We start from the raw sequence: 23343 nt of genomic DNA, 5'->3' as shown, positions 1-23343 counted from the left end.
AAAAAAACAAAGAACAAAGGTTGATTATGGCAGCGCAGAAAAAATTAATAAAAGTACATCCAACGGATAATGTTGCGGTGGCTTTGGTAAACCTTACAGCAGGCGAGGTAATTGATTTCGAAGGAGAGTCAGTTACAGTTGAGTCTGATGTAAAAATGAAACATAAGATTGCGATGGTTCCTTTTAATGTAGGAGACAGAATCATTATGTATGGTGTTTTGGTTGGAAAAGCAAGCGCCAGAATTGAAAGAGGTGGACTTCTTTCTACAGAAAATGTAAAACACGAAAGTGATAAAGTTACTGGTAAAACAGAAACTATTGGCTGGACGGCTCCAAATGTAGACAAGTGGAAAGACAGAACATGGCAGGGATATCATAGAGAAGACGGACAAGTAGGGACAGAAAACGTTTGGCTATTCTTCCCGTTAGTTTTTTGTGAAAACAGAAATATCGAAATCCTAAAAGATATTTTTGAGAAAGAATTAATGAAACCAAAAGAGAACGATTATCAGTTATTGCTTCGTTCTTTGGTAAAATCAGAAACTGGAGGAGCAGGAAATGAAGCAGCATCAAATGATGCTAATTTATTCAACAATATTGAAGTAAAATTCATTACACATCAAGGTGGTTGTGGAGGTATTCGTCAGGATTCTCATAGTTTGGCTAAATTATTAGCGGGTTATGTAAACAATCCAAACGTTGCGGGAGCAACTGTGTTAAGTTTAGGATGCCAAAATCTTCAAATTTCGATTTTCAAAGATGCTCTTAATGCGATTAATCCAAACAGTAAAAAGCCTGTTTTGATTTACGATCAGCAATCTATCGGAACTATCGAAACAATGCTTAGCAGTGTTGTAAAAGATACTTTTGAAGCGATTAAAAAAGCAAACGAAATCAAGAGAGAACCAGCTCCATTATCTAAATTAAGAATTGGTTTAGAGTGCGGTGGATCTGATGGATTCTCTGGTATTTCGGCAAACCCAACATTGGGAGTAACTTCAGATTTATTGGCTGCTTTAGGAGGAACAACTATTCTTTCTGAGTTCCCTGAATTATGTGGAGTAGAGCAAGAATTAGTAAACCGTTGCGTAGAAGACGAAAGCGGAAAACGTTTCTTGGATTTAATGCAATGGTATGAAAAAACAGTTGTAGACGCTGGTTCGGGATTTGATATGAATCCATCTCCGGGTAACATTAAAGATGGTTTGATTACAGATGCAATGAAATCTGCAGGAGCTGCTAAGAAAGGAGGAACTTCTCCAATTACAGGAGTTTTTGATTATGGAGAATACATTACAAAACCTGGTTTAACTTTGCTTTGTACACCAGGAAACGACGTTGAGTGTACAACAGCAATGGTGGGATCAGGCGCAAATATGGTATTGTTTACAACAGGTTTAGGAACGCCAACAGGAAATCCAATTGCACCGGTAGTTAAGATTTCATCTAACACACAATTAGCGAATAAAATGTCAGATATCATCGATATTGATACTGGTGGAATTATCACTGGGGAAAAATCGATTGAAGAAATGGCAGATGAAATGCTCGAATTTATTATTGATGTAGCAAGTGGTACGATCAAAACAAAAGCGGCGCTTTTAAATCAAAACGATTTTATTCCTTGGAAAAGAGGAGTTTCGCTTTAATTTTTTTAGGTTCAAAGTTGCAAAGAGACAAAGCAACAAAGGTTTATATAAAAGACGCACATTTGTGCGTCTTTTTTTTGGACCATATAAGTGATATAAGTTCATTTTTTAGTTATAAAGTTGCAAAGTGATAAAGGTCTATATAGAAGACGCTGTTTTGCGCCTCTTGTTTTTGAGAAAGCTTCGGAGAAGCGGAATATTTATGGCAAAAGGTTAGGGTTCAACTTAAAGCTCCAGCGGAGCGACATATTTTTCTGCAACTATAAATATTTCGCTTCCCCGAAGCTTGCATAAAAAAAGCCCATTCTAAAATGAGCTTATATGACTTATGTGGTTTAAATAAAAACGGTTTTAAAATGCTTTTTTATTGGCTAGAAATTGGTTCTCGATGATGATTTACGGATATGTAATTCAGGTGCAAGAACGACCTTTTTCTCTATTTTAATCGTATCTGTTTTGTCTACCTGTTCAAGGAAAACACGAGCAGACATTTTTCCCATTTCAAGCGGTGACTGGTCTACAGAAGTGATTGATAATTCCATGAATTTGGTAAAAGGCTCATTACTAAAACCAGCGACACAAAACTCATTCGGAATGCTGATATTTCTTTCTTTCAATTCCTGAATTGCGCCTAAAGCAGCAAAATCACTAGATGAAAATATAGCATCTGGCGGCGTTTCTAACTGCAATAGTTTATCTACAGCTTCTTTTCCGGCTTCTACGCTACTTTTAGTACGAATTACATATTCTTCTTTAAATTCAATTCCGTGGTCTAAAAGAGCCTGTTTGTATCCTAAAAACCTGTTTTTGAAGATTTCCAGCGACTGGTCTCCTGAGAAATGTGCGATATGTCGGCAGCCCTCATTAATTAAATGTTTGGTTGTTAAATAACCTCCTCTAAAATCATTTATAGTTACCGAGCTTACACCATCAATGTGTTTACTTCTATCAAAGAAAATAAGCGGTACATTTTTTTGTAATACATTTTGGAATGCTCCGTCATTTTCGTCAGTTACATCGGTTACAGACATAAGAATGCCGTCAACCTGTGCATCGATTAAAGTATATAAGTTTTCATTTTCTCTTTTCTTGCTCTCATGAGTCTGACAGATAATCACTTGATAACCATGAGGATGAAGTTCTTCTTCGATTCCTCTGATGACTGAAGCAAAAAAATTGCTGTCAATACGAGGAACGATCACTCCAATATTATTACTACGACCGCTTTTTAATGCTAAAGCAAGTTTGTTCTGCTTGTAGTTCATTGAGGCAGCGGTTTTAATAACCAATTCACGAGTACTCTCTTTGATCTTCGGATTGTTATTCAACGCTCTGGAAACAGTAGCTGCAGTGATATTTAGTTTTTCCGCAATATCATAAATGGTTACTTTTTCGCTCATTAAAAACGGTTTTACAAGTTAAATTCTTTGACAAAAATACATTTTTTTTATATAATCTAACATTTAATGTTATCGATTACCATAATTAAAAACTACATCGATTTAGATTTTACAATGATAATAAATTACAATAATTTTTGCATTAAATGTAATTATAATTCTTAATAAAAATTAAAAATACAATTTATTTCTAAATAAATTTGGTTGGTTAGAACATATTTTCTACTTTCGTGTAATCGATTACATAATTATTTATGTTTTCACCATGTTAAATCAGAAATTCAATTCTAATGAATCCAGATAAGGTTACAGCGTTTAAATCTATTGTTTCTGCTTGTGTAATGGTTGTTTTGACTATATCGTGCTCAAAAAAAACTACATCTGTTTCAGAATCTGATCCGTGGCGAAGAATGGAATTCATCATAAAAAACCTTCCAAAAACAAATTTTCAGGATAAAACATACAATATAAATGATTTTGGAGCGGTCGCTGATGGGAAAACATTAAACACTCAGGCATTCCAAAAAGCAATTCAAACCTGTGCATCAAATGGCGGAGGAAAAGTACTTGTACCAAATGGAAAATATTTAACTGGGGCTATTCATTTAGAAAGTAACGTCAATCTTCATTTAGAAGATCAGGCTGAAATTCTTTTCAGTTTAAATCCGAAAGATTATCCAATTGTTCATACTTCTTGGGAGGGCACTGAAGTCATGAATTATTCTCCTTTGATTTATGCCAAAAATAAAACCAATGTTGCCATAACCGGAAAAGGAACTTTAAACGGTCAGGCTGACAATACGAACTGGTGGATTTGGTCTGGAGGAAAAAATTATGGCTGGAAAAAAGGAATTCCTTCGCAGAATGATCCACAGAATCGTGAAGTTTTGGTGGATATGGCTGAAAGAGGAACTCCGGTAAACGAAAGAGTTTTTGGTGAAGGAAGATATTTGCGTCCTAATTTTATTGAATTTTTTGAATGCAATACTGTTTTGGTAAAAGACATAACTGTAATTAATGCTCCGTTTTGGATTCTACATCCAATAAAAACCAATAACATGATTATTGATGGAGTTACTGTAAACAGCCACGGACCAAACAATGATGGCTGTGATCCTGAATATTCTCAAAATATTATCATTAAAAACTGTACGTTCAACACTGGTGATGATTGTATCGCTATTAAAGCAGGACGTGACGCAGACGGAAGACGAGTAGCGATTCCAAGCAAAAATATTATTGTTCAAAACTGCAAAATGATTGATGGTCATGGCGGAGTGGTAATTGGAAGCGAAATTTCGGCAGGAGTAAACAATGTTTTTGTAGAAAACTGTGTAATGGACAGTCCAAATCTAGATCGCGCCATTCGTATTAAAACCAATTCAAAAAGGGGAGGAATTATCGAGGACTTTTTTGTAAGAAACCTTGAAGTAGGAACTGTAAAAGAATGTGTACTCAAACTTAATATGTTCTACAATGTTTACGGATCTCAAACGGGAAATTTTATTCCAACTATCAGAAACATACATCTTGAAAATGTAAATGTTAAAAACGGCGGTAAATACAGTATTTGGGCAGAAGGTTACGAGCAATCACCAGTAGAAAATATAACACTGAAGAATGTAAAAATAGAAAAAGTAGACTCCATCTACTTATTGAAAAATGTAAAGAATTTAAAATTTAATAATACCTATATCAATGGAAATAAAGTAAAATAGAAACTATAACTAATAATTTAACCAAACCACTTAAACCACTTATGAAGATTAAACAACAATTAAAGAAAGTAAAATACAGTCTTGTATTTTTATTTTTTCTGAATTTTCTGCTGAGCCAGACTGCGAATGCTCAGTCTACCGCAATTGAAGGGAAAATTACAGATGCTACAGGATTATCACTACCAGGTGTAAACATTCTGGAAAAGGGAACTCAAAATGGAACTTCAACTGATTTTGAGGGAAGTTTTAAAATCAATGTAACCAATAACAAAGCTGTTTTAGTAATCAGTTATTTGGGTTTTCAGACACAAGAAATAAGCGTTGCCGGAAAAACAAAAATTAATGTAAGTCTTGCCGAACAATCTAATTCACTAAACGAAGTAGTAGTGGTAGGATACGGTTCTGTAAAGAAAACCGATCTTACAGGTTCTGTAAGTACTATTAGTGCTGCAACAATTACAGAAAGAAATACCACCAGCGCACTCGAAGCAATTCAAGGAAGCACTCCCGGAGTTCAGATTTCGGCAAGTTCTGGTCGTGCAGGAGACGGATATAAAGTAGTAATTAGAGGAAATAACTCATTAGTAGGATCATCTCCATTATATGTGGTGGATGGCGTTCCTGTTGATAATATTGACTTTCTTAATCCGCAGGACATTTCAAGAATGGATGTTTTAAAAGACGCTTCTTCAGCTGCTATATACGGTTCTCGTGGAGCAAGCGGTGTTATTATCGTAACCACAAAAAGCGGTGCCAATGTAAAATCAGGAATCAATGTAACTTTTGATTCTTCTTACGGAACAAAAACGGCAGCCAGAATGCCTAAAATGATGAGCGGAGAAGAATGGTGGAAATTTCATCAAGTGGCTTATATGAGTGCTACTCCAGCCACGCAAACCCCAGCGCAGCTTGCCGCTTTAGCAGGAAATCAAAGTCCGTTATTAGTGGCAAGAGCCAACAACGGTTATAGTTTTGACTGGGCAGATGCCGTTCTTAAACCTGGTATGACGCAGAACAACTATTTAAATGTTACAGGGCGTTCAGATTCTGGATTGAGTTATAACTTAGGATTTGGTGTTCAAAGTGACGAAGGACTTATCGACAATGATTCTACGGATAAATATTCTTTCAAACTTGGATTAAACCATAAAATCAACGACAAATTTACTACAGGAGCCAATATTACTGTTGCACGTGTAAATACACAATTTGGCAGTGATTTAGCGATGCAGGATGCCTTTAGATTAAGTCCACTTATGTCGCCTTGGGCAATTGATGCTGACGGTAATGAAAAAGTTGGAACATTATTTTTCCTTCCTGGAAAATTAACTTATCCAAATGGTGCTTGGGCGATTAATAAAACAAGTACCGTAAATCCTTTAATGGAAATCGCAAATTCATCGCAAACAGAAAAAACATGGCAGACTGTTGGAAACGTCTTCTTTCAATATCAGCCTTTAAAATGGCTTTCATTCAAAACAACATTTGCAGGAGGTATTGAAAACACCGTTACAAGTGCTTCCTATACTGCACAAACTAATGCGGGTGTTACTTTAAACGGTAAAAACTCAGCATCAATTAAAAACTTCAATAATTTTAATTATACTTGGGATAACCAAATTGATTTAAAACACACTTTTAAAGAAGTCCACGATTTCAGTGTTTTATTATTGCAGAGTTTGTATTCAAATGTTGATGAAACTTCTTATTTGTATTCTAACAATCAGCCTTTTGATGTAGGATCGAATAATATGGGATCAGGAGTTCAAACAAGTTACAACATCAGTTCAGGATATCAAAAGAATACTTTAAGCTCTTATGCCGTTCGTTTAAATTATACTTTTAAAGACAAATACTTATTAACGGCTTCAACACGTTGGGATGGTTCGTCAGTATTATCAGCAGGAAATAAATGGCAGAGTTTCCCATCTGTAGCTTTAGGCTGGAAAATCAGTAAAGAATCATTCTTGGCAAGCAGTTCTGTGGTTTCAGACTTAAAACTTCGTGCGAGTTTGGGGTATACAGGAAACGACAACGTTGCGCCTTACACTTCTCAGGCGTTGTTAAACCAGCAGACTTTTTATGCAAACGGAGCAAATGTGGTTTCGGGCTGGCAGTCTGAAAATTTAGCTAACCAAAATTTAACGTGGGAAAAAACAAGAGAGTTGAACTTTGGTCTTGATTACGGATTTTTAAATAACAGAATTACAGGTAGTGTTGATGTTTACGACAGATTATCGGATAAATTGATTTACAAACAACAGTTACCAGCAGAAACTGGTTGGAAAAATACTTATGCGAATGTAGGTTCAGTGAGTAACAAAGGAGTTGAAGTATTATTAACCACCAAAAATATTAAAGGCGAAAAAGTAAATTGGGAAACTACTTTTACCTTCACTAAAAACGTGAACCGTTTAGAGTCAATTTACAATCAAGATCAAGTTAGTGACATCGGAAATAAATTGATTTTAGGAGCCGAGTTAAACCCAAATTACAACTACGTTTATGATGGTGTTTGGCAGGAAAGTGAAGCAGCGCAGGCAGCTTCTTACGGAATGGCTCCAGGACAGGCAAGACCAAAAGATTTAAACGGAGATGGTAAATTCAATCAAGACGATAGAACTGTAATAGGAAATGCAAATCCTGATTGGCAGGGAAGTTTGTATTCTAAATTAACCGTTGGCAGCTTTGATTTTAATTTCTCAGTTCTTACCAGCCAAGGGCAGACGGTTTTGAGTACATTTCACCAAAACTTTGCCGATGTAAGCGATAGAGGACGTCAGAAATTAGCAATGGATTATTTTATTCCAACAAACGGCGCGGGGATTGCAGCAAATGCCAACAATACAAACCCAAGACCAGGACCTGTAGCAACTGGTGCAGGAGCATATTGGACTTCTTTATTTGGGTATTACAGAGACGTTTCTTACGTGAAAATTAAAAATATATCTTTAGGATACACCTTGAACTCTGAATTATTGAAAAGACTTAAAATCAGTAATTTGAGAATTTATGTAAATGTTTTAGACCCATTTGTATTTACAGATTTTGATGGATATGACCCTGAATGGGCTGGTGCTGCTTTTGGTGTAAATCGTCCGGCATCAGTAACGACGCAGTTGGGATTAAGTGTTAAATTTTAATAAAGGTATAAAATGAAAAAGTTCATTATAATATTAGGAATCATTGTGGGAACTTTAAGTTCTTGCAGCAATTACATTGAAGAGGAAAGTTTATCAAACGTTCCTGCAGATGGAACTTATAAAACAGCATCAGGTTTTCAATTGCTTGTCAATACAAACTATGCTTGGTTAAAAGGAATTTATGGAGGAAATCCTTGGCTTTTTGAAGCCGGAACCGATATGTATGCTGAAGGAAGAACTCCAGAACCAGCAGGTTTGAGTCAGTATACGCTTTTAATTCCATCTTCAACAAATGTCGAAGACTTATACAATTCGTGCTATCAGCTGATTCAATCTGTTAATAAAACCGTTTATTATTCAGCAATTACAGAGCAAACAGCCAATTTGAACACATTAGTAGGAGAGGCAAGATTTTTAAGAGCAAATGCCTATTTTCTATTAGTTCAAACATACGGCGGTGTGCCCATTGTAAACGAAAATATTACAAGCCCAGTTTTATCATTCACCAGAAATACAGCCGAAGAAGTGTATACGCAAATTATTGCAGATTTGGATTTTGCTTTAGCAAATGTGGGAACGACAGCTTACAATACTTCTGGAAAAGTAAACAAAAGAGCAGTAAATGATTTACTGGCAAAAGTATATTTAACACGTGGTTATGAAACATTTGGCAAAGCCGATGATTTTGCAAAAGCAGCCGCTTACGCAGATGCTGCAATTGGCGGACAAGGATTAAATCTTGCTTTTGACCAATTATTCAAACCCGGAAATGATTTAAATGCAGAAACGATTTTCTCAGTTCAGTACGATAAAGCTTCCACAAGTACAGATCCAACAAAATTAGGGAATAACCAATTTTACTATTTCAGTTCTTATTTAGGAGGAGCCGAAACAGGAGCGCCTTTAAGAAGTTACAATTTATGTCCAACTGATTATGCTTTAGGCTTATATGAAAAAGGAGATAAAAGATGGGATGCCACTTTTATGACAGAAATCCTAGAAGGTCCTGAAACCACAAACGGAGTTACTAAAAATGTTTTGTACTATCCGTATTACAGAAGCACAAATCCTGCTTCGTTAAAAGTGAGACATTTTTATGAGCCAAAATGGTTTACGCCAGCAGATAAAGCAGCTTGGATGACTGCAAATGCTTCAAGATTATCATCAACGTTTGTGTATCATCCTTGGGGAGAATATTCTGCAGCTCATTCGTTAATTCAAAACTTAGATTGTTATACAATTCCAGTTAAGAAATTTGACGATCCAGATCCTACAACGCCATCAAGCACAGGTCCAGTAAGCACAAGAGACATTATCGTTTCAAGACTAGGAGAAACGTATTTAATCGCAGCCGAAGCGTATTTAAAAGCAGGACAGCCATCAACTGGACTTGATCGTTTAAATGAAGTAAGAAGAAGAGCCGGAGTAGTAAATGCAGCAGCAGGTGAGTTCAACATCGATTATATTTTAGATGAAAGAGGAAGAGAGTTATTAGGAGAATACAAAAGATGGTTTGATTTAAAACGTACCGGAACACTTGTAGCAAGAGCTTCGGCACACAATTATAAAATTAAAGCGGCCAATTTTGTAGGAGTTGGCGGTCAGTTGAAAATATTAAGACCAATACCACAAACGGCATTGGACTTAAACCAAAACAAAGATTTTCCTCAAAATCCAGGTTATTAGTAATTTGATTAAATTTTGAGAAATTGTTTTTTTGAAGCAGAAAGAAGGAGTTTGGCAAAAAGCCGAACTCCTTTCTTAACTAAAAACTAAATTGAATTTAATGCGAAAAATAGTATTGATTTTAGTATTGCTCACCAGTGTTTTACAAGCACAGGGAACTTACCGTGTAGACACATCATACACTGTGAAAAGCACATATACGAAATTGATCAAAAAGTATCCGTTTATAACGATTCCTGTTATTACTGAAAATAAAAATGTTGAACAAATATTAAATGTTCCGTATTTCGAAGAAAAACAAAGAACCTTACATCTCGATGCATTTGTAAACAATGCAAAAAAGAAAAATCCTGTTGTGGTTATGATTCATGGCGGAGGCTGGAGATCAGGAAACAAAGACCAAATGAATGCAATGGCACAAGAAATTGCGGGAAAAGGTTTTTCATGTTTCACAATCGAATACCGATTATCGTTTGAAGCAAAATATCCGTATGGAGTTTACGATGTTAAGAATGCCATTAAGTTTATAAAAGATAATGCAAAGAAATTCAAAGTAGATCCAGACAAAATTGCGGTTTTAGGCTGTTCTTCGGGAGGTCAAATGGCAGCTTTGATTGGTACTACAAACGGAAAATTCAATTTTGAAGATCCTTCTTTTAAAAGTAGTTCTTCTTCAAAAGTAAATGCGATTATTAATGTAGACGGCGTTTTGGCTTTCAAACATCCCGAATCTTCAGAAGGAGAAATGGCAGCATTCTGGTTAGGAGGTTCTTATGAAGAAAGTACTGAAAACTGGAAAAATGCTTCGGCTTTAAATAATACTGACGGCAATACACCGCCAACATTATTCATCAACAGCAGTATTCCGAGATTTCATGCAGGAAGAGATGATATGATTGCAATTTTAAATCAGCATAAAATTTACAGTGAGGTACATACATTGGAAAATTCACCTCATTCTTTCTGGTTTTTTCAGCCTTGGTTTAGTCAAACGGTTGATTTTACAGTCAATTTTTTAAACAAGATATTCAAATAATTACCATAAAAATGAAAACAAAAATTACAGTTGCAGCCTTATTTTTAGCAGGTTTAACCTCTATAAATGCTCAGAAATACGATATTAAAACCGCAAAAACATACGCTGAAATTTCGGCAAAAACAGATGGACATTGGGAAGGAAGAAAATACAAAGGCGGAACCGTTTTTAAAAATGTAGATCGCTTAAAATTAGCACCAGAACATACGGATCATTCTTTTGATATTCGTTATGAAGGTCCGGGCTGGGAAAATAACAGAATTGGTTACCGCTTGTATTTAGATTGGAGAAATGCGATTGATATTTTTGGTAAAAAAACCTCAGAAAATATTCTTCCTATAGTAGGACAAGACGGTTTTGATTCTTATCATGAAATGAGTGATTGGGGAGCTGATATTTTAAAAGCTGGAAAAGGAATTGGAATTGGTTCAATTGATCGTTATTTAAACAATGAGAAACTGCATTTCCGCGAAGTAGATTCAACTATTGCTACTGTAGCCAATAAAACAAACGAATCTATTGTAAAAGTGAATTACTATGGATGGAAAACTGCTTCTGACAAAATTGATTTTACATCAATATTGACTATTAAGCCAGATCAGCTTTACACAAAACATACCATTCAAGCTTCAAAAGAAATTAAGGGAATCTGTACAGGGATTGTAAAACAAAAAAATACTGAACTGCTTAAAAAAGAAAGCAAAAACAAAAAATGGGCTTATTTAGCAACTTACGGCGTACAGTCTTTAGTTCCAGACAAATTAGGAATGGCTATTTTCTATGAAGTAAATACAATCGAAAGTATCGCCGATACTGATTTGGATTATCTTTTAGTTTTCAAACCTAGTACAAAAGCAAGTTCTTTTTATTTATTAGGAGCGTGGGAACAAGAGAAAAACGGAATTAAATCGCAAGAAGAATTCGTGAAATATCTGGATGCTCAATTAGAAATTTTGAACAAAAAAGGCAAAATGTAATGTTTTTAAAATCTGTTTTCATAAAAATCAATTTTTCCAAAACAGCTCTTGGTTTGTTTTTGTTTATCAGTAGTTTGTCATTGGCGCAAAATAAAGATAATGCAGAAAAAAATGTAATTCCTGCTCATGCAAAATGGTCGGGGAAAACCGCTTTAACTATTTTAAACAAATATCCCAAAAGCGTGGCAGATTGACGGAACTGAGAAACCCAAATGGGATTATAAAATGAGTTTGACTTTGTCTGCTTTTGAGAAATTATATCAGCAAACCAAAGACAAAAAATACCTCAATTATATTAAAGCATATGCAGATGAATTGATCGACAGTAACGGAAACATACTAAAATACGATATCAACGAATACAATATCGATTATGTAAATCCTGGGAAACTGCTGTTCAATTTGTATGAAATAACAAAAGACAAACGTTATCAGACCGTAATTGAGCAATTAAGAAAACAGATTGCAAGTCAGCCCAGAACGCCAAGCGGTGGTTTTTGGCACAAACAAATTTATCCTAATCAAATGTGGATTGATGGTTTGTACATGGCAGAACCTTTTTATGCGCAATACACAGTTACGTATGAAAATGGAAAAAGTTTAGATGATATTGCTAAACAATTTGAATTAGCACACGATCATTTAAAGGATCTCAAAACAGGTTTACTGTATCATGCTTGGGATGAATCGAAAGAAATTGGCTGGGCAAATCGTGAAACAGGAACATCGCCAACAATCTGGAGTAGAGGAATTGGCTGGTACATGATGGCATTGGTGGAAACATTGGATTATTTTCCAAAGAATCATCCCAAACAAAAAGAACTAGTAGAATTTTTGAATGAAATTGCACAGAATGCAGTTAAAGCCCAAAGTTCTTCGGGATTATGGTATCAGGTTACTGATAAACCAGAACTACAGGGAAATTTTCTAGAGTCCTCAGGATCAGCAATGATAATTTATGGATTGGCAAAAGGAGTAAACAAAGAATATCTGCCATCATCTTATAAAAAAACAGCACAAAAATCTTTTGATGCCTTTATTAAAGAATTTGTGAAAACGAATGAAAATAATGAAATTACCATTTCAAATGTTTCATCAAATGTTGGTTTAGGTGGAAAACCTTTCCGAGACGGTACAAATGAATATTATGCCAAAAGCAAAACGAAAGATAACAGTTCTCCCGCATTAGCAGCCTTTTTATTAAGTGCCATAGAATTAAAAAAATAGTAGAATTTAAATATATTTTGAAATGAAAAGTAGAAGGAAACAAAGTTTTATGTCGGTTTTATTAGTGTGCGCGCTGGCTTTATCAGGATGTAAAGCAATCACGCAGGAACCGGCAAAAAAGGAAATCGTGATTTCTAAAGACATGAAATGGTCAGATAAAATGGCTTTGACTTTAATGAAACGCCATCCAGAAAGTTACATGCTGGATGATGCTAAAAAGCCAAAATGGGATTATGTTCATGCCTTGGTTTTACATTCAATTGAGGAATTATACAAGAAAAATCCAGATCCAAGATACAAAGCCTACATAAGAGGTTATGTAGATGAATTGGTGCAGGCTGACGGATCGATTAAAACATACGAATTCGATAAATACAACATCGACTTAGTAGTACCGGGACGTTTGTTATTTGATATTTATGCCGAAACGAAAGATGATAAATATTTAAAAGCAATGCAGTTAGTTCGCAAACAGTTAGCAGAACAGCCACGTACAGCAAGCGGAGGATTCTGGCACAAACAAATTTATCCAAACCAAATGTGGTTAGACGGTTTATATATGGGAGAACCATTCTACGCCCAATACACACTGATATTCGAAAATGGAAAAAGCTTTGATGATATCGCCAAACAGTTTGAATTAATTCAGCTTCACGCTACAGATCCCAAAACAGGATTATTGTATCATGGCTGGGATGAAAGCAAAGAAATGCCTTGGGCCAATAAAGAAACAGGAAACTCTCCAAACTTTTGGTCAAGAGCATTAGGCTGGTATGTGATGGCATTGGTTGATGTTTTAGATTATTTCCCAAAAGAGCACCCCAAAAGACCTGAACTGATTAAATACTTAAACAATGCTTCTGCCGCATTAGCTAAATATCAGGACAAAACTGGATTATGGTATCAGGTAACAGATAAAGCAGGAGGAAAAGATAACTATTTAGAAGCTTCAGGATCGGCCATGTTTGCTTATGCTTTTGCAAAAGGAGCAAATAAAGGATATCTGCCTTCTAAATATAAAAAACTAGCCAACAAAGCTTTTGATGGATTGACTAAAATTTTAATCAAAAAAGTTGATGAAGATGGCGGTATTACTCTAACAAACTGCTGTCAGGTGGCAGGTTTAGGAGGAAATCCATATCGTGACGGTTCTTACGAATATTACGTAAACGAAAGAAAAAAAGACAACGATCCTAAAGCAACGGGACCTTTTATTTTAGCCGCTTTAGAATTGAACAGATAAGATTTTATGGAGTGAAATCCTGACTCTTAAAACTTGTCAGGATTCATTAAAATCCAAATACTTTTAAAATGAAAAATATAAAAATCATCCTTTTTCTCCTTTCCATTTTCTCAGTACAGAAAAATACCGCACAAGTCTGGACACCTGATAATGGAGACGGAACTTATACAAATCCTATCATTCACGCCGATTATTCAGATCCTGATGTGGTTAGGGTTGGTGACGATTTTTATATGACAGCATCTTCTTTTAACTGTATTCCCGGATTACCAATTTTGCATTCTAAAGACTTGGTAAACTGGAAAATCATAAGTTATGCGCTGCCAAAACAGCCTCCTTTTGAAACGTACAATAAAGTTCAGCACGGAAATGGTGTTTGGGCACCAAGCATTACTTTTCATAACAATGAATTTTATATTTATTATCCCGATCCTGATTTTGGAATTTATATGATTAAATCCCAAAAAGCCGAAGGACCGTGGTCAGAGCCTTTATTAGTGAAATCTGGAACGGGATTAATCGATCCAAGTCCGCTTTGGGATGATGATGGAAAAGCATATCTCGCACATGCCTTTGCCGGAAGCCGTGCGCAGATTAAAAGTTTATTAGTAGTCTGCACGATGAATCCCCAAGGAACAATTGCTAACAATGATGAAGTTATGGTTATTGACGGACATGATGGCGAGGGTACTATTGAAGGACCTAAATTCTACAAACGAAATAACTACTATTACATTTTTGCTCCTGCTGGCGGCGTTCCAACAGGCTGGCAAACTATTTTAAGATCAAAAAATGTATTTGGTCCTTACGAAAAGAAAAAAGTATTAGAACAGGGATCAACAAAAATAAACGGTCCGCACCAAGGAGCTTGGGTACAAACACAAACTGGAGAAGATTGGTTTATTCATTTTCAGGATAAAGGTGCGTACGGAAGAATTGTGCATTTACAACCAATGAAATGGGAAAAAGATTGGCCGGTAATGGGACAGGATTTTGACAAAAATGGAATTGGAGAACCTGTTACCACATTCAAAAAACCGAATGTTGGTAAAAAATACCCAATTGAAAATCCGGCAACATCAGATGAATTTAACGAACCAAAACTTGGACTTCAATGGCAATGGCAAGCCAATTCGCAGATTAATTGGGGATTTCCAACAAGTATGGGATATCTGAATTTATTTTGTGTAAATACAATTTCCGACAGTAAAAAAATCTTTGAAGCTCCGAACCTGCTCTTGCAGAAATTTCCAGCTGAGGAATTTACCGTTACGACTAAATTGACTTTCAATACCCGACTAAATGGAGAAAGTACAGGTTTAATAATCATGGGATTAGATTATAGTTATTTGTGTCTGAAAAATGACAACGGAAAATTATACTTAAACCAGAAAACAGGAACTTTTAAGAAAACCGTTTCAGAGACAGAAACAAAACCGATTTTGATTTCAAATACTACTATTTACTTGAGGGTAAAAGTAAAAAAAGGAGCAATCTGCAGTTTCTTTTATAGTTTAGACGATAAAAATTATCAGCCAATTGGAAATGATTTTACTTCGGTTGAAGGAAAATGGATCGGCGCCAAAATGGGACTTTTCGCTTTAAGCGAAAAAGTAACCAATGACTCCGGAAATGTAGCAGTTGATTGGTTTAGAGTGAGGAAATAGGTAAAAGTTATGAGTTATGAATTATGAGTTAAAAGTTAAAAATTAAAAGTTATCAATGTTGAGGATTGAATAATATTATGATGAAAACATTTAACCCAAACTCATAACTCATAACTCATAACTCATAACCTCTAACCTAACTTCCAAAAAAACATTAAAAATGATTCTATTAAAAAAAGCAACCTTAATTGTGATAGTGTTTTGGAGTACTGTACTTCAGGCTCAAAACACCTATAAAAGATGGCCAGATATTATTCGTAAAAACGATGCATCTTGGTTTGCTTCTGATGAAGCTAAAAAGATAGCTGAAAATGTACTTTTATATCAAAGAGATATTGGAGGATGGCCTAAAAACATTCCCATGCAGGATGAACTTTCCGCTTCGCAAAAAAATAAACTTCTAGCAGAAAAGAAAAACGCAGCAGAAACCACGACAGACAATGGCGCTACTACTCAGGAAATGTTATTCATGTCCAGAATGTATGCTCAAGTAAAAGACGAACGTTACAAAGATTCTTTTTTAAAAGGATTGAGTTATCTTTTAGAAGCACAATATCCAAATGGAGGATGGCCGCAGTTTTATCCGCTTAAAAAAGGATATTATACCCATATTACTTATAATGATGATTCGATGACTCGCATTTTGAATGTATTGAAAGAAATCAGTGAAGAAACGGATTTTTACAGCATCAAACCATCAAAAGAAATTGTGACAAAAACCAAAACCGCCTTTGATAAGGGAATCGACTGTATTTTAAAAACACAATACAAACAAAATGGAGTTTTAACAGGTTGGTGTGCTCAACACGATGAAGTTACGTTGCTGCCTGCAAAAGCACGTGCATACGAACTTCCTTCGCTTAGCGGAAAAGAATCCGCAGGAATTGTATTGCTTTTAATGTCAATCGAAAAACCATCACCCGAAATTATAACGGCAGTAAAAAGTGCCTATGCTTGGTTTGAAAAAACTAAAATTACCAATATTAAAGAAGAACCCATTCTAAATGATAAAGGGAAAACGGTTGACAAAAGAATCATTACAGTACAAAATGGATCTCCGGTTTGGGCAAGGTTTATGGAACTCGACACCAACGAACCTTTTTTTTCAGATCGTGACGGAGTTAAGAAAAAATCCTTAAGTGATATAGGAAGCGAACGTCGAAATGGCTACGCTTGGTATACAGATGATCCGTTGGATGTATTGAAAAAATATCCAGCTTGGGCCGTAAAAAATGGTACAAAAGTATCAGAAACTGATAAAAAGATCGTCAATTATATTACTGTTGCACAAGACGGTTCGGGAGATTTTACAAAAATTCAGGATGCCATATATGCGTCTCCAGCTTTTCCGTATGAAAAAGTAACCATATATGTAAAAAACGGAACTTACAATGAAAAAGTCCGAATCCCAGAATGGAATACGAATGTTAGTCTATTAGGAGAAAGCAAAGAAAAAACAATCATCACTTTTGACGATAATTTCTCTAAAATCAGTTTAGGTAGAAACAGCACATTTTATACTTATACTCTTTTGGTAGAAGCAAATGATGTTACAGTTTCTAACCTGACCATTAAAAATGCTTCGGGCGATCGCGGGCAGGGAATTGCATTGTCAGTTACAGCCAATCGTGTAAAAGTTGTGAATTGTAACTTGTTAGGAAACCAAGATACTTTATATCTATCAGGACAAAATGCCAAACAATATTTCAAAGACTGTTACATTGAAGGTACAACCGATTTTATTTTTGGAGGAGCAACAGCATTATTCGAAAATTGCGAAATTCACAGTATTAAAAGTTCATACATAACCGCAGCTTCAACACCGCAGGGAACAGAATTTGGTTTTGTTTTTAAAAACTGTAAACTAACAGCAGAGCTATCAGCAAATGCAGTATATTTAGGAAGACCTTGGCGTATTTATGCTAAAACAATATTTCTAAACTGTGAAATGGGAAAACAAATAAAACCGGAAGGCTGGGAAAATTGGTCAAAACCAGAAGCTGAAAAGAATACTTTTTACGCTGAATACAATTGCAGTGGAGAAGGATTTCAACCTGCAAAAAGAGTATCATGGTCACACCAGTTAAAGAAATCCGAAGCTGAAAAATATACTGCAGAAACTATTTTAAAAGACACAATACCCAATTGGTATTCAAAATAAACTAGATTATGAATATAAAGTTTTTTCTTTTTCTATGGATGATTTCTTGTACTGCTTTTGCACAAAATTCAGAATTTCCAGTATCGAAAGTAGATTCAATTGTAAAGCGAATTCAATTGCCCGTTTTTCCTTCTTATCAAATCAATATCAGTAAACTGGGAGCAAAGGGAGATTCTGTTAGTAACAACAAAGCCATTTTTGATAAAGCTATGGCTTTGTGCAAAAAGAATAACGGCGGAACAATCATTGTTCCTAAAGGAATTTACAAAATAAATGGTCCTATTCATTTTGTGAGCAATGTAAATCTAAAACTTGAAAAAGGAGCTAGGATTAAATTTAGTGACAACCCTAAAGATTATCTTCCAATGGTTTTAACAAGTTGGGAAGGAACCATGCTTTACAATTACAGTCCGTTAATTTATGCTTATGACTGTACTAATATTGCCATTACGGGAGAAGGAACAATTGATGGAGCGGGAGGAAACATTTGGAAAAGTTTTAAAGCAAAAGAAACTGAGGGAAAAAATCGTAGCCGAGATATGAACCATAACAATATACCTTTAAAAGACAGAAAGTTTGGGGAAGGTTATTTCCTGCGTCCACAAATGATTCAGTTTTTTAATTGTAAAAATATAGTAGTTGAAGGCGTCCGGATTGAAAATTCGCCATTCTGGTGTCTGCATCTTTTAAAATCTCAAAGCATTACAATTAAAGGTATAAGTTATAAATCTCTTAATCATAATAATGACGGAATCGATCCAGAATATGCAAAAGATGTTTTAATCGAAAACGTAAATTTCGATAACGGAGATGATAATGTAGCCATAAAAGCAGGAAGAGATCATGAAGGAAGAGCCAATACAGCTACTCCAAGTGAAAATATTATTATTAGAAACTGCAATTTCAAAGGACTGCATGGAGTTGTGATTGGCAGCGAAATGTCGGCAGGCGTACAGAACGTTTTTGTTGAAAACTGTAAAACAAATGGTTATTTGAAAAGAGGAATTTACCTAAAAACTAATGCAGACCGAGGCGGTTATATCAAGAATGTCTTTGTTAGAAATATTAAATTAGATGAGGTTGAAGATTGCTTATACATTACAGCCAATTATCACGGAGAAGGAAATGGATACCAATCGGACATTTCGAATATACATTTTGCACATATAAGCTGTAACAAAGCTTCTGAATCGGGAATTGTAATTCAAGGATTTCCAGATAAAAAAATCAAAAACATTACTTTAAAAAATATTGAAATCAAAGAAGCTAAAAATGCCCTGTCAAATGAAAATGCGGATAATGTATTAATGACAGATGTTTTTATCGGTAAAAGGGCAGGAGTTCCTACAGCGGTTTCTAAGAATTAAGAATGTTTAAAAGTTTAAAATAGGACAATAATGAAAAAATACATTTTACTTTTCACCCTGCTGGCATTAAACTGTTTTGCACAAAAAACAACTTTGTATTGTATTGGCGATTCAACAATGGCGAATAAAAAAGATCCTGAAAAGAATCCAGAACATGGATGGGCACAAGTTTTACAACTATTCTTTACAGATAATATAGTGGTTGTAAATAAAGCTGTAAATGGAAGAAGTACCAAAAGCTTTATAAACGAAAACCGTTGGGATTCTATTTATAAAAAACTAAAAAAAGGAGATTATGTTTTTATTGAATTCGGACATAACGATGAAAAAATCGAAGACCCTAGCCGTTATACTAATCCGCATACAGCATACCGATACAATTTAATTCGTTTTGTAAATGAAAGTAGAGAAAAAGGCGCAATTCCTATTTTGCTGACTTCTATTGCCAGACGAAATTTCAATGAAAAAGGAGTTTTGATTCCCACACATGGCGATTATCCATTAGAAACCCGTTTAGTAGCACAAGAATATAAAGTACCTTTTATTGATTTAGAATATTATACAGAACAACTGGAACAATCTTATGGTCCAGATAAATCGAAAGAATTGCATTTACACTTTAAGGCTGGAGAAAATCCGTATTACGATAAAGACAAAGCCGATGATACACATCTTTCTTTAAAAGGAGCAACAGAAATTGCACAAATTGTAATCAACCAATTGAAGAGCCTGAATGATTCTTCCTTAGATAAATTAAGAAAAAACATAAGATTTTAGTCTTAAAATACAATTTTTAAAACTTTTAGAGGCACTATCGTAGTAATACAAATAAGATCTTTGCAGAAGAAATTTTGATTTGACTATTTAATTGATTTTAAAATGGTCTTTTCGTTTTCTTGATAAAGATTTAGGTTTATTAGTAAAAGAGAGAACAATTGTTCTCTCTTTTTTTTGACATATAATCAAAATATAAGTTTTATGTCTTATTGTAATACTTTAATAACTTTTAGGGGCTGTCTTAGTATTTTATATATACGATCTTTGTCAATGAATCTTTATAGTAATAATGTTCGGGGCTTTATTACTGGTTTTTCAAATTCCATCAAATTTTTTTGAAACTGAAAAGAGAGAACTAAGTTCTCTCTTTTTTATTTTCTAAAATTCAACTGCACATAAGATATTTTTTAAATAATTTATTAGCTGGTTCGTATTTTAATTCTTTCCAATCTTAAATAAAAGATCCAAATTTCTCTGGATAACACCTCTAAACCCCATAATTTGTACGTATACAGATGTTTTAAATGGTAATTATTATCAATTATTAAACGGTTGCACTAATAATTTCATCAAAATCATTTTTTAAAATAATGTCTTAAGTTATTAGTTTAAAAACTTTTTAGGGCAAAAAAAATAAGATAACCGCAAGAACTTTGCACTGTGAAGTTAAGGATAAGTAAGTTGTTTTAAAAAGAGCTTTAATACATTGATTTACAATTAGAATGTATGGCTTGATTTTGTTGAAAACGAGATTTGTTTATTCTTAAAAATAACTAAATAATTAATAATAAATATTATGAAGAATAGATTACTTCCTTTATTTTTAGTTTTAGGTGCTTATTCTGCCTACTCACAGGTTGGAGTAGGGAAGTTGGATCCGAATCCATCTTCGCAATTAGAAGTTTTTGCTGAGGATAGAGGTATTTTAATTCCAAGAGTAAAGTTGAAAAATTCAACGGATAAAACTACAGTTATCAATGGAAGCAGTGGTTATGAAAACAGTTTAATGGTTTTTAATACTGAGCTTATAGCTGATATTAAACCAGGTTACTACTATTGGTATGTTGATAGATGGAAAAGACTTGCTGTTTCAGATGAAATAGCTGGAAACGGAACAGTTACTTACAATCCAGTTACTAAAGAATTTACCTATATTGATAATTCGGGTAATCCTCAGGTAATCAACATTAGTGACTTCATAAAAGAAACAATTACTGAGGTTAAAAACAATGGAGACGGTACTTATACGTATACAAACGAAAACAAAAATGCAGTAACAATTAACGTAGTTGGTGATGTTACCAGCAACTTCTCAACAATTGCGAATACTACACAGGTTAAGCAGATCATTGAGAATATCGTTAACCATACATCTGGGAATGTAAGCTATGACGGAAATAACAAAGAATTTACGTACGTAGATCAGACTGGAACAACGAAAGTAATTAATATCAGTGATCTTGTAAAAGAAACAGTTACATCAATTACCAATAATAACGACGGAAGCTACACGTATACTAATGAAAAAGGTATTCCCGTAACGATCAATGTTGTAGGTGATGTTGCAACAAATTTCTCAACCATTGCCAATACTACACAGGTTAAGCAGATCATTGAGAATATTGTTAACCATACGGCAGGCAATGTAAGCTATAATGCAGGCAATAAAGAATTTACGTATATTGACCAGAATGGAACACCGCAGGTTATCAACATCAATGACCTTGTTAAGAACAACGAAACGGTTACGACAATAAGCAATAATAACGACGGAAGCTACACGTATACCAATGAAAAAGGTATTCCTGTAACGATCAATGTTGTGGGAGATGTTGCCAACAACTTCTCGACAATTGCAAGCGGCGGCGAGGTTAAGCAGATCATTGAGAATATCGTTAACCATACGGCAGGCAATGTAAGCTATAACGCAGGTAATAAAGAATTTACGTATGTTGATGAAAACGGAACACCTCAGGTTATCAACATCAATGACCTTGTTAAGAACAACGAAACGGTTACGACAATAAGCAATAATAACGACGGAAGCTACACGTATACCAATGAAAAAGGTATTCCTGTAACGATCAATGTTGTGGGAGATGTTGCAACAAATTTCTCAACCATCGCTAATACTACACAGGTTAAGCAGATCATTGAGAATATTGTTAACCATACGGCAGGCAATGTAAGCTATAATGCAGGCAATAAAGAATTTACGTATATTGACCAGAATGGAACACCGCAGGTTATCAACATCAATGACCTTGTTAAGAACAACGAAACGGTTACGACAATAAGCAATAATAACGACGGAAGCTACACGTATACCAATGAAAAAGGTATTCCTGTAACGATCAATGTTGTGGGAGATGTTACCAACAACTTCTCGACAATTGCAAGCGGCGGCGATGTTAAGCAGATCATCGAGAATATCGTTAACCATACGGCAGGCAATGTAAGCTATAATGCAGGTAATAAAGAATTTACGTATGTTGATGAAAACGGAACACCTCAGGTTATCAACATCAATGACCTTGTTAAGAACAACGAAACGGTAACAACGTTAACCAATAATAACGACGGAAGCTACACGTATACCAATGAAAAAGGTATTCCTGTAACGATCAATGTTGTGGGAGATGTTACCAACAACTTCTCGACAATTGCAAGCGGCGGCGATGTTAAGCAGATCATTGAGAATATCGTTAACCATACGGCAGGCAATGTAAGCTATAATGCAGGTAATAAAGAATTTACATATGTTGATGAAAACGGAACACCGCAGGTTATCAACATCAATGACCTTGTTAAGAACAATGAAACGGTAACAACGTTAACCAATAATAACGACGGCACCTACACGTATACCAATGAAAAAGGTATTCCTGTAACGATCAATGTTGTGGGAGATGTTACCAACAACTTCTCGACAATTGCAAGCGGCGGCGATGTTAAGCAGATCATTGAGAATATCGTTAACCATACGGCAGGCAATGTAAGCTATAATGCAGGTAATAAAGAATTTACATATGTTGATGAAAATGGAACACCTCAGGTTATCAACATCAATGACCTTGTTAAGAACAATGAAACGGTTACAACGTTAACCAATAATAACGACGGCACCTACACGTATACTAACGAAAAAGGTGCTACGGTAATAATCAATGTTGTGGGAGATGTTACAAGCAACTTTACAGCAATTGCCGGCAACGATAATGTTAAACAGATCATTGAGGATATTGTAAAACATACAGGAGGTAATGTAAGCTATAACGGAACAGATAAGCAG

Annotated in this window: 15 protein-coding genes; 14 read left to right on the top strand and 1 reads right to left on the bottom strand. The window is 34.9% G+C overall.

Features of this window, described 5'->3' with window-relative positions; all coding sequences use genetic code 11:
- Positions 1-26: 26 nt before the first annotated feature.
- Complete coding sequence (locus tag P2W75_RS16415; protein ID WP_276381319.1) at positions 27-1649, top strand: UxaA family hydrolase; 1623 nt, start codon at positions 27-29, stop codon at positions 1647-1649.
- 371 nt (positions 1650-2020) lie between these two features.
- On the opposite strand, the gene P2W75_RS16410 is transcribed toward P2W75_RS16415, so the two are convergent.
- Positions 2021-3049, bottom strand: a complete 1029-nt coding sequence (locus P2W75_RS16410) for a LacI family DNA-binding transcriptional regulator (protein WP_207295782.1) — start codon at positions 3047-3049, stop codon at positions 2021-2023.
- A 290-nt stretch (positions 3050-3339) separates the two neighbouring features.
- On the opposite strand from P2W75_RS16410, the gene P2W75_RS16405 reads away from it, so the two are divergent.
- The 13 genes from P2W75_RS16405 to P2W75_RS16345 all read left to right on the top strand — a co-directional run.
- Complete coding sequence (locus P2W75_RS16405; protein WP_276381318.1) at positions 3340-4767, top strand: glycoside hydrolase family 28 protein; 1428 nt, start codon at positions 3340-3342, stop codon at positions 4765-4767.
- A 41-nt stretch (positions 4768-4808) separates the two neighbouring features.
- Positions 4809-7910, top strand: coding sequence for a TonB-dependent receptor (locus P2W75_RS16400; protein WP_276381317.1), 3102 nt, complete (start codon positions 4809-4811; stop codon positions 7908-7910).
- 12 nt (positions 7911-7922) lie between these two features.
- The gene (locus P2W75_RS16395; protein ID WP_276381316.1) at positions 7923-9596 is read left to right on the top strand and encodes a RagB/SusD family nutrient uptake outer membrane protein; all 1674 of its coding nucleotides are present in this window, start codon (positions 7923-7925) and stop codon (positions 9594-9596) included.
- Positions 9597-9696: 100 nt separating this feature from the next.
- Positions 9697-10632 (top strand): alpha/beta hydrolase, encoded by a 936-nt coding sequence (locus P2W75_RS16390; RefSeq protein WP_276381315.1) that lies wholly within the window; start codon positions 9697-9699, stop codon positions 10630-10632.
- A gap of 11 nt (positions 10633-10643) precedes the next feature.
- A complete protein-coding gene (locus P2W75_RS16385; protein ID WP_276381314.1) occupies positions 10644-11609 on the top strand; it encodes a DUF4861 family protein in 966 nt (321 codons plus the stop codon).
- The gene (locus P2W75_RS16380; RefSeq protein WP_276381313.1) at positions 11609-11803 is read left to right on the top strand and encodes a hypothetical protein; all 195 of its coding nucleotides are present in this window, start codon (positions 11609-11611) and stop codon (positions 11801-11803) included. Before P2W75_RS16385 ends, P2W75_RS16380 begins: the two co-directional genes overlap by 1 nt.
- 31 nt (positions 11804-11834) lie before the next feature.
- Positions 11835-12836, top strand: coding sequence for a glycoside hydrolase family 105 protein (locus P2W75_RS16375; protein ID WP_276381312.1), 1002 nt, complete (start codon positions 11835-11837; stop codon positions 12834-12836).
- A 22-nt stretch (positions 12837-12858) separates the two neighbouring features.
- Positions 12859-14079 carry a glycoside hydrolase family 105 protein gene (locus tag P2W75_RS16370; protein ID WP_276381311.1) on the top strand — a complete coding sequence of 407 codons (1221 nt, stop codon included), beginning with the start codon at positions 12859-12861 and terminating at the stop codon, positions 14077-14079.
- Positions 14080-14147: 68 nt separating this feature from the next.
- Complete coding sequence (locus P2W75_RS16365; RefSeq protein ID WP_276381310.1) at positions 14148-15746, top strand: glycoside hydrolase 43 family protein; 1599 nt, start codon at positions 14148-14150, stop codon at positions 15744-15746.
- 160 nt (positions 15747-15906) lie between these two features.
- Positions 15907-17907, top strand: coding sequence for a pectate lyase (gene pelA, locus P2W75_RS16360; RefSeq protein ID WP_276381309.1), 2001 nt, complete (start codon positions 15907-15909; stop codon positions 17905-17907).
- Positions 17908-17915: 8 nt separating this feature from the next.
- Positions 17916-19274: a glycoside hydrolase family 28 protein gene (locus tag P2W75_RS16355; protein WP_276381308.1), complete on the top strand. Its 1359-nt coding sequence runs from the start codon at positions 17916-17918 to the stop codon at positions 19272-19274.
- A 30-nt stretch (positions 19275-19304) separates the two neighbouring features.
- Positions 19305-20051 carry a rhamnogalacturonan acetylesterase gene (locus tag P2W75_RS16350; protein ID WP_276381307.1) on the top strand — a complete coding sequence of 249 codons (747 nt, stop codon included), beginning with the start codon at positions 19305-19307 and terminating at the stop codon, positions 20049-20051.
- A 796-nt stretch (positions 20052-20847) separates the two neighbouring features.
- Positions 20848-23343: hypothetical protein (locus P2W75_RS16345; RefSeq protein ID WP_276381306.1), on the top strand; the 2496-nt coding region annotated here is incomplete at its 3' end.

This window comes from Flavobacterium sp. H4147 (assembly GCF_029360735.1).
Taxonomy (GTDB): domain Bacteria; phylum Bacteroidota; class Bacteroidia; order Flavobacteriales; family Flavobacteriaceae; genus Flavobacterium; species Flavobacterium endoglycinae.
The sequence above is the reverse complement of the archived record's forward strand: the minus strand, read 5'-3'. Positions and strand labels throughout refer to the sequence as shown.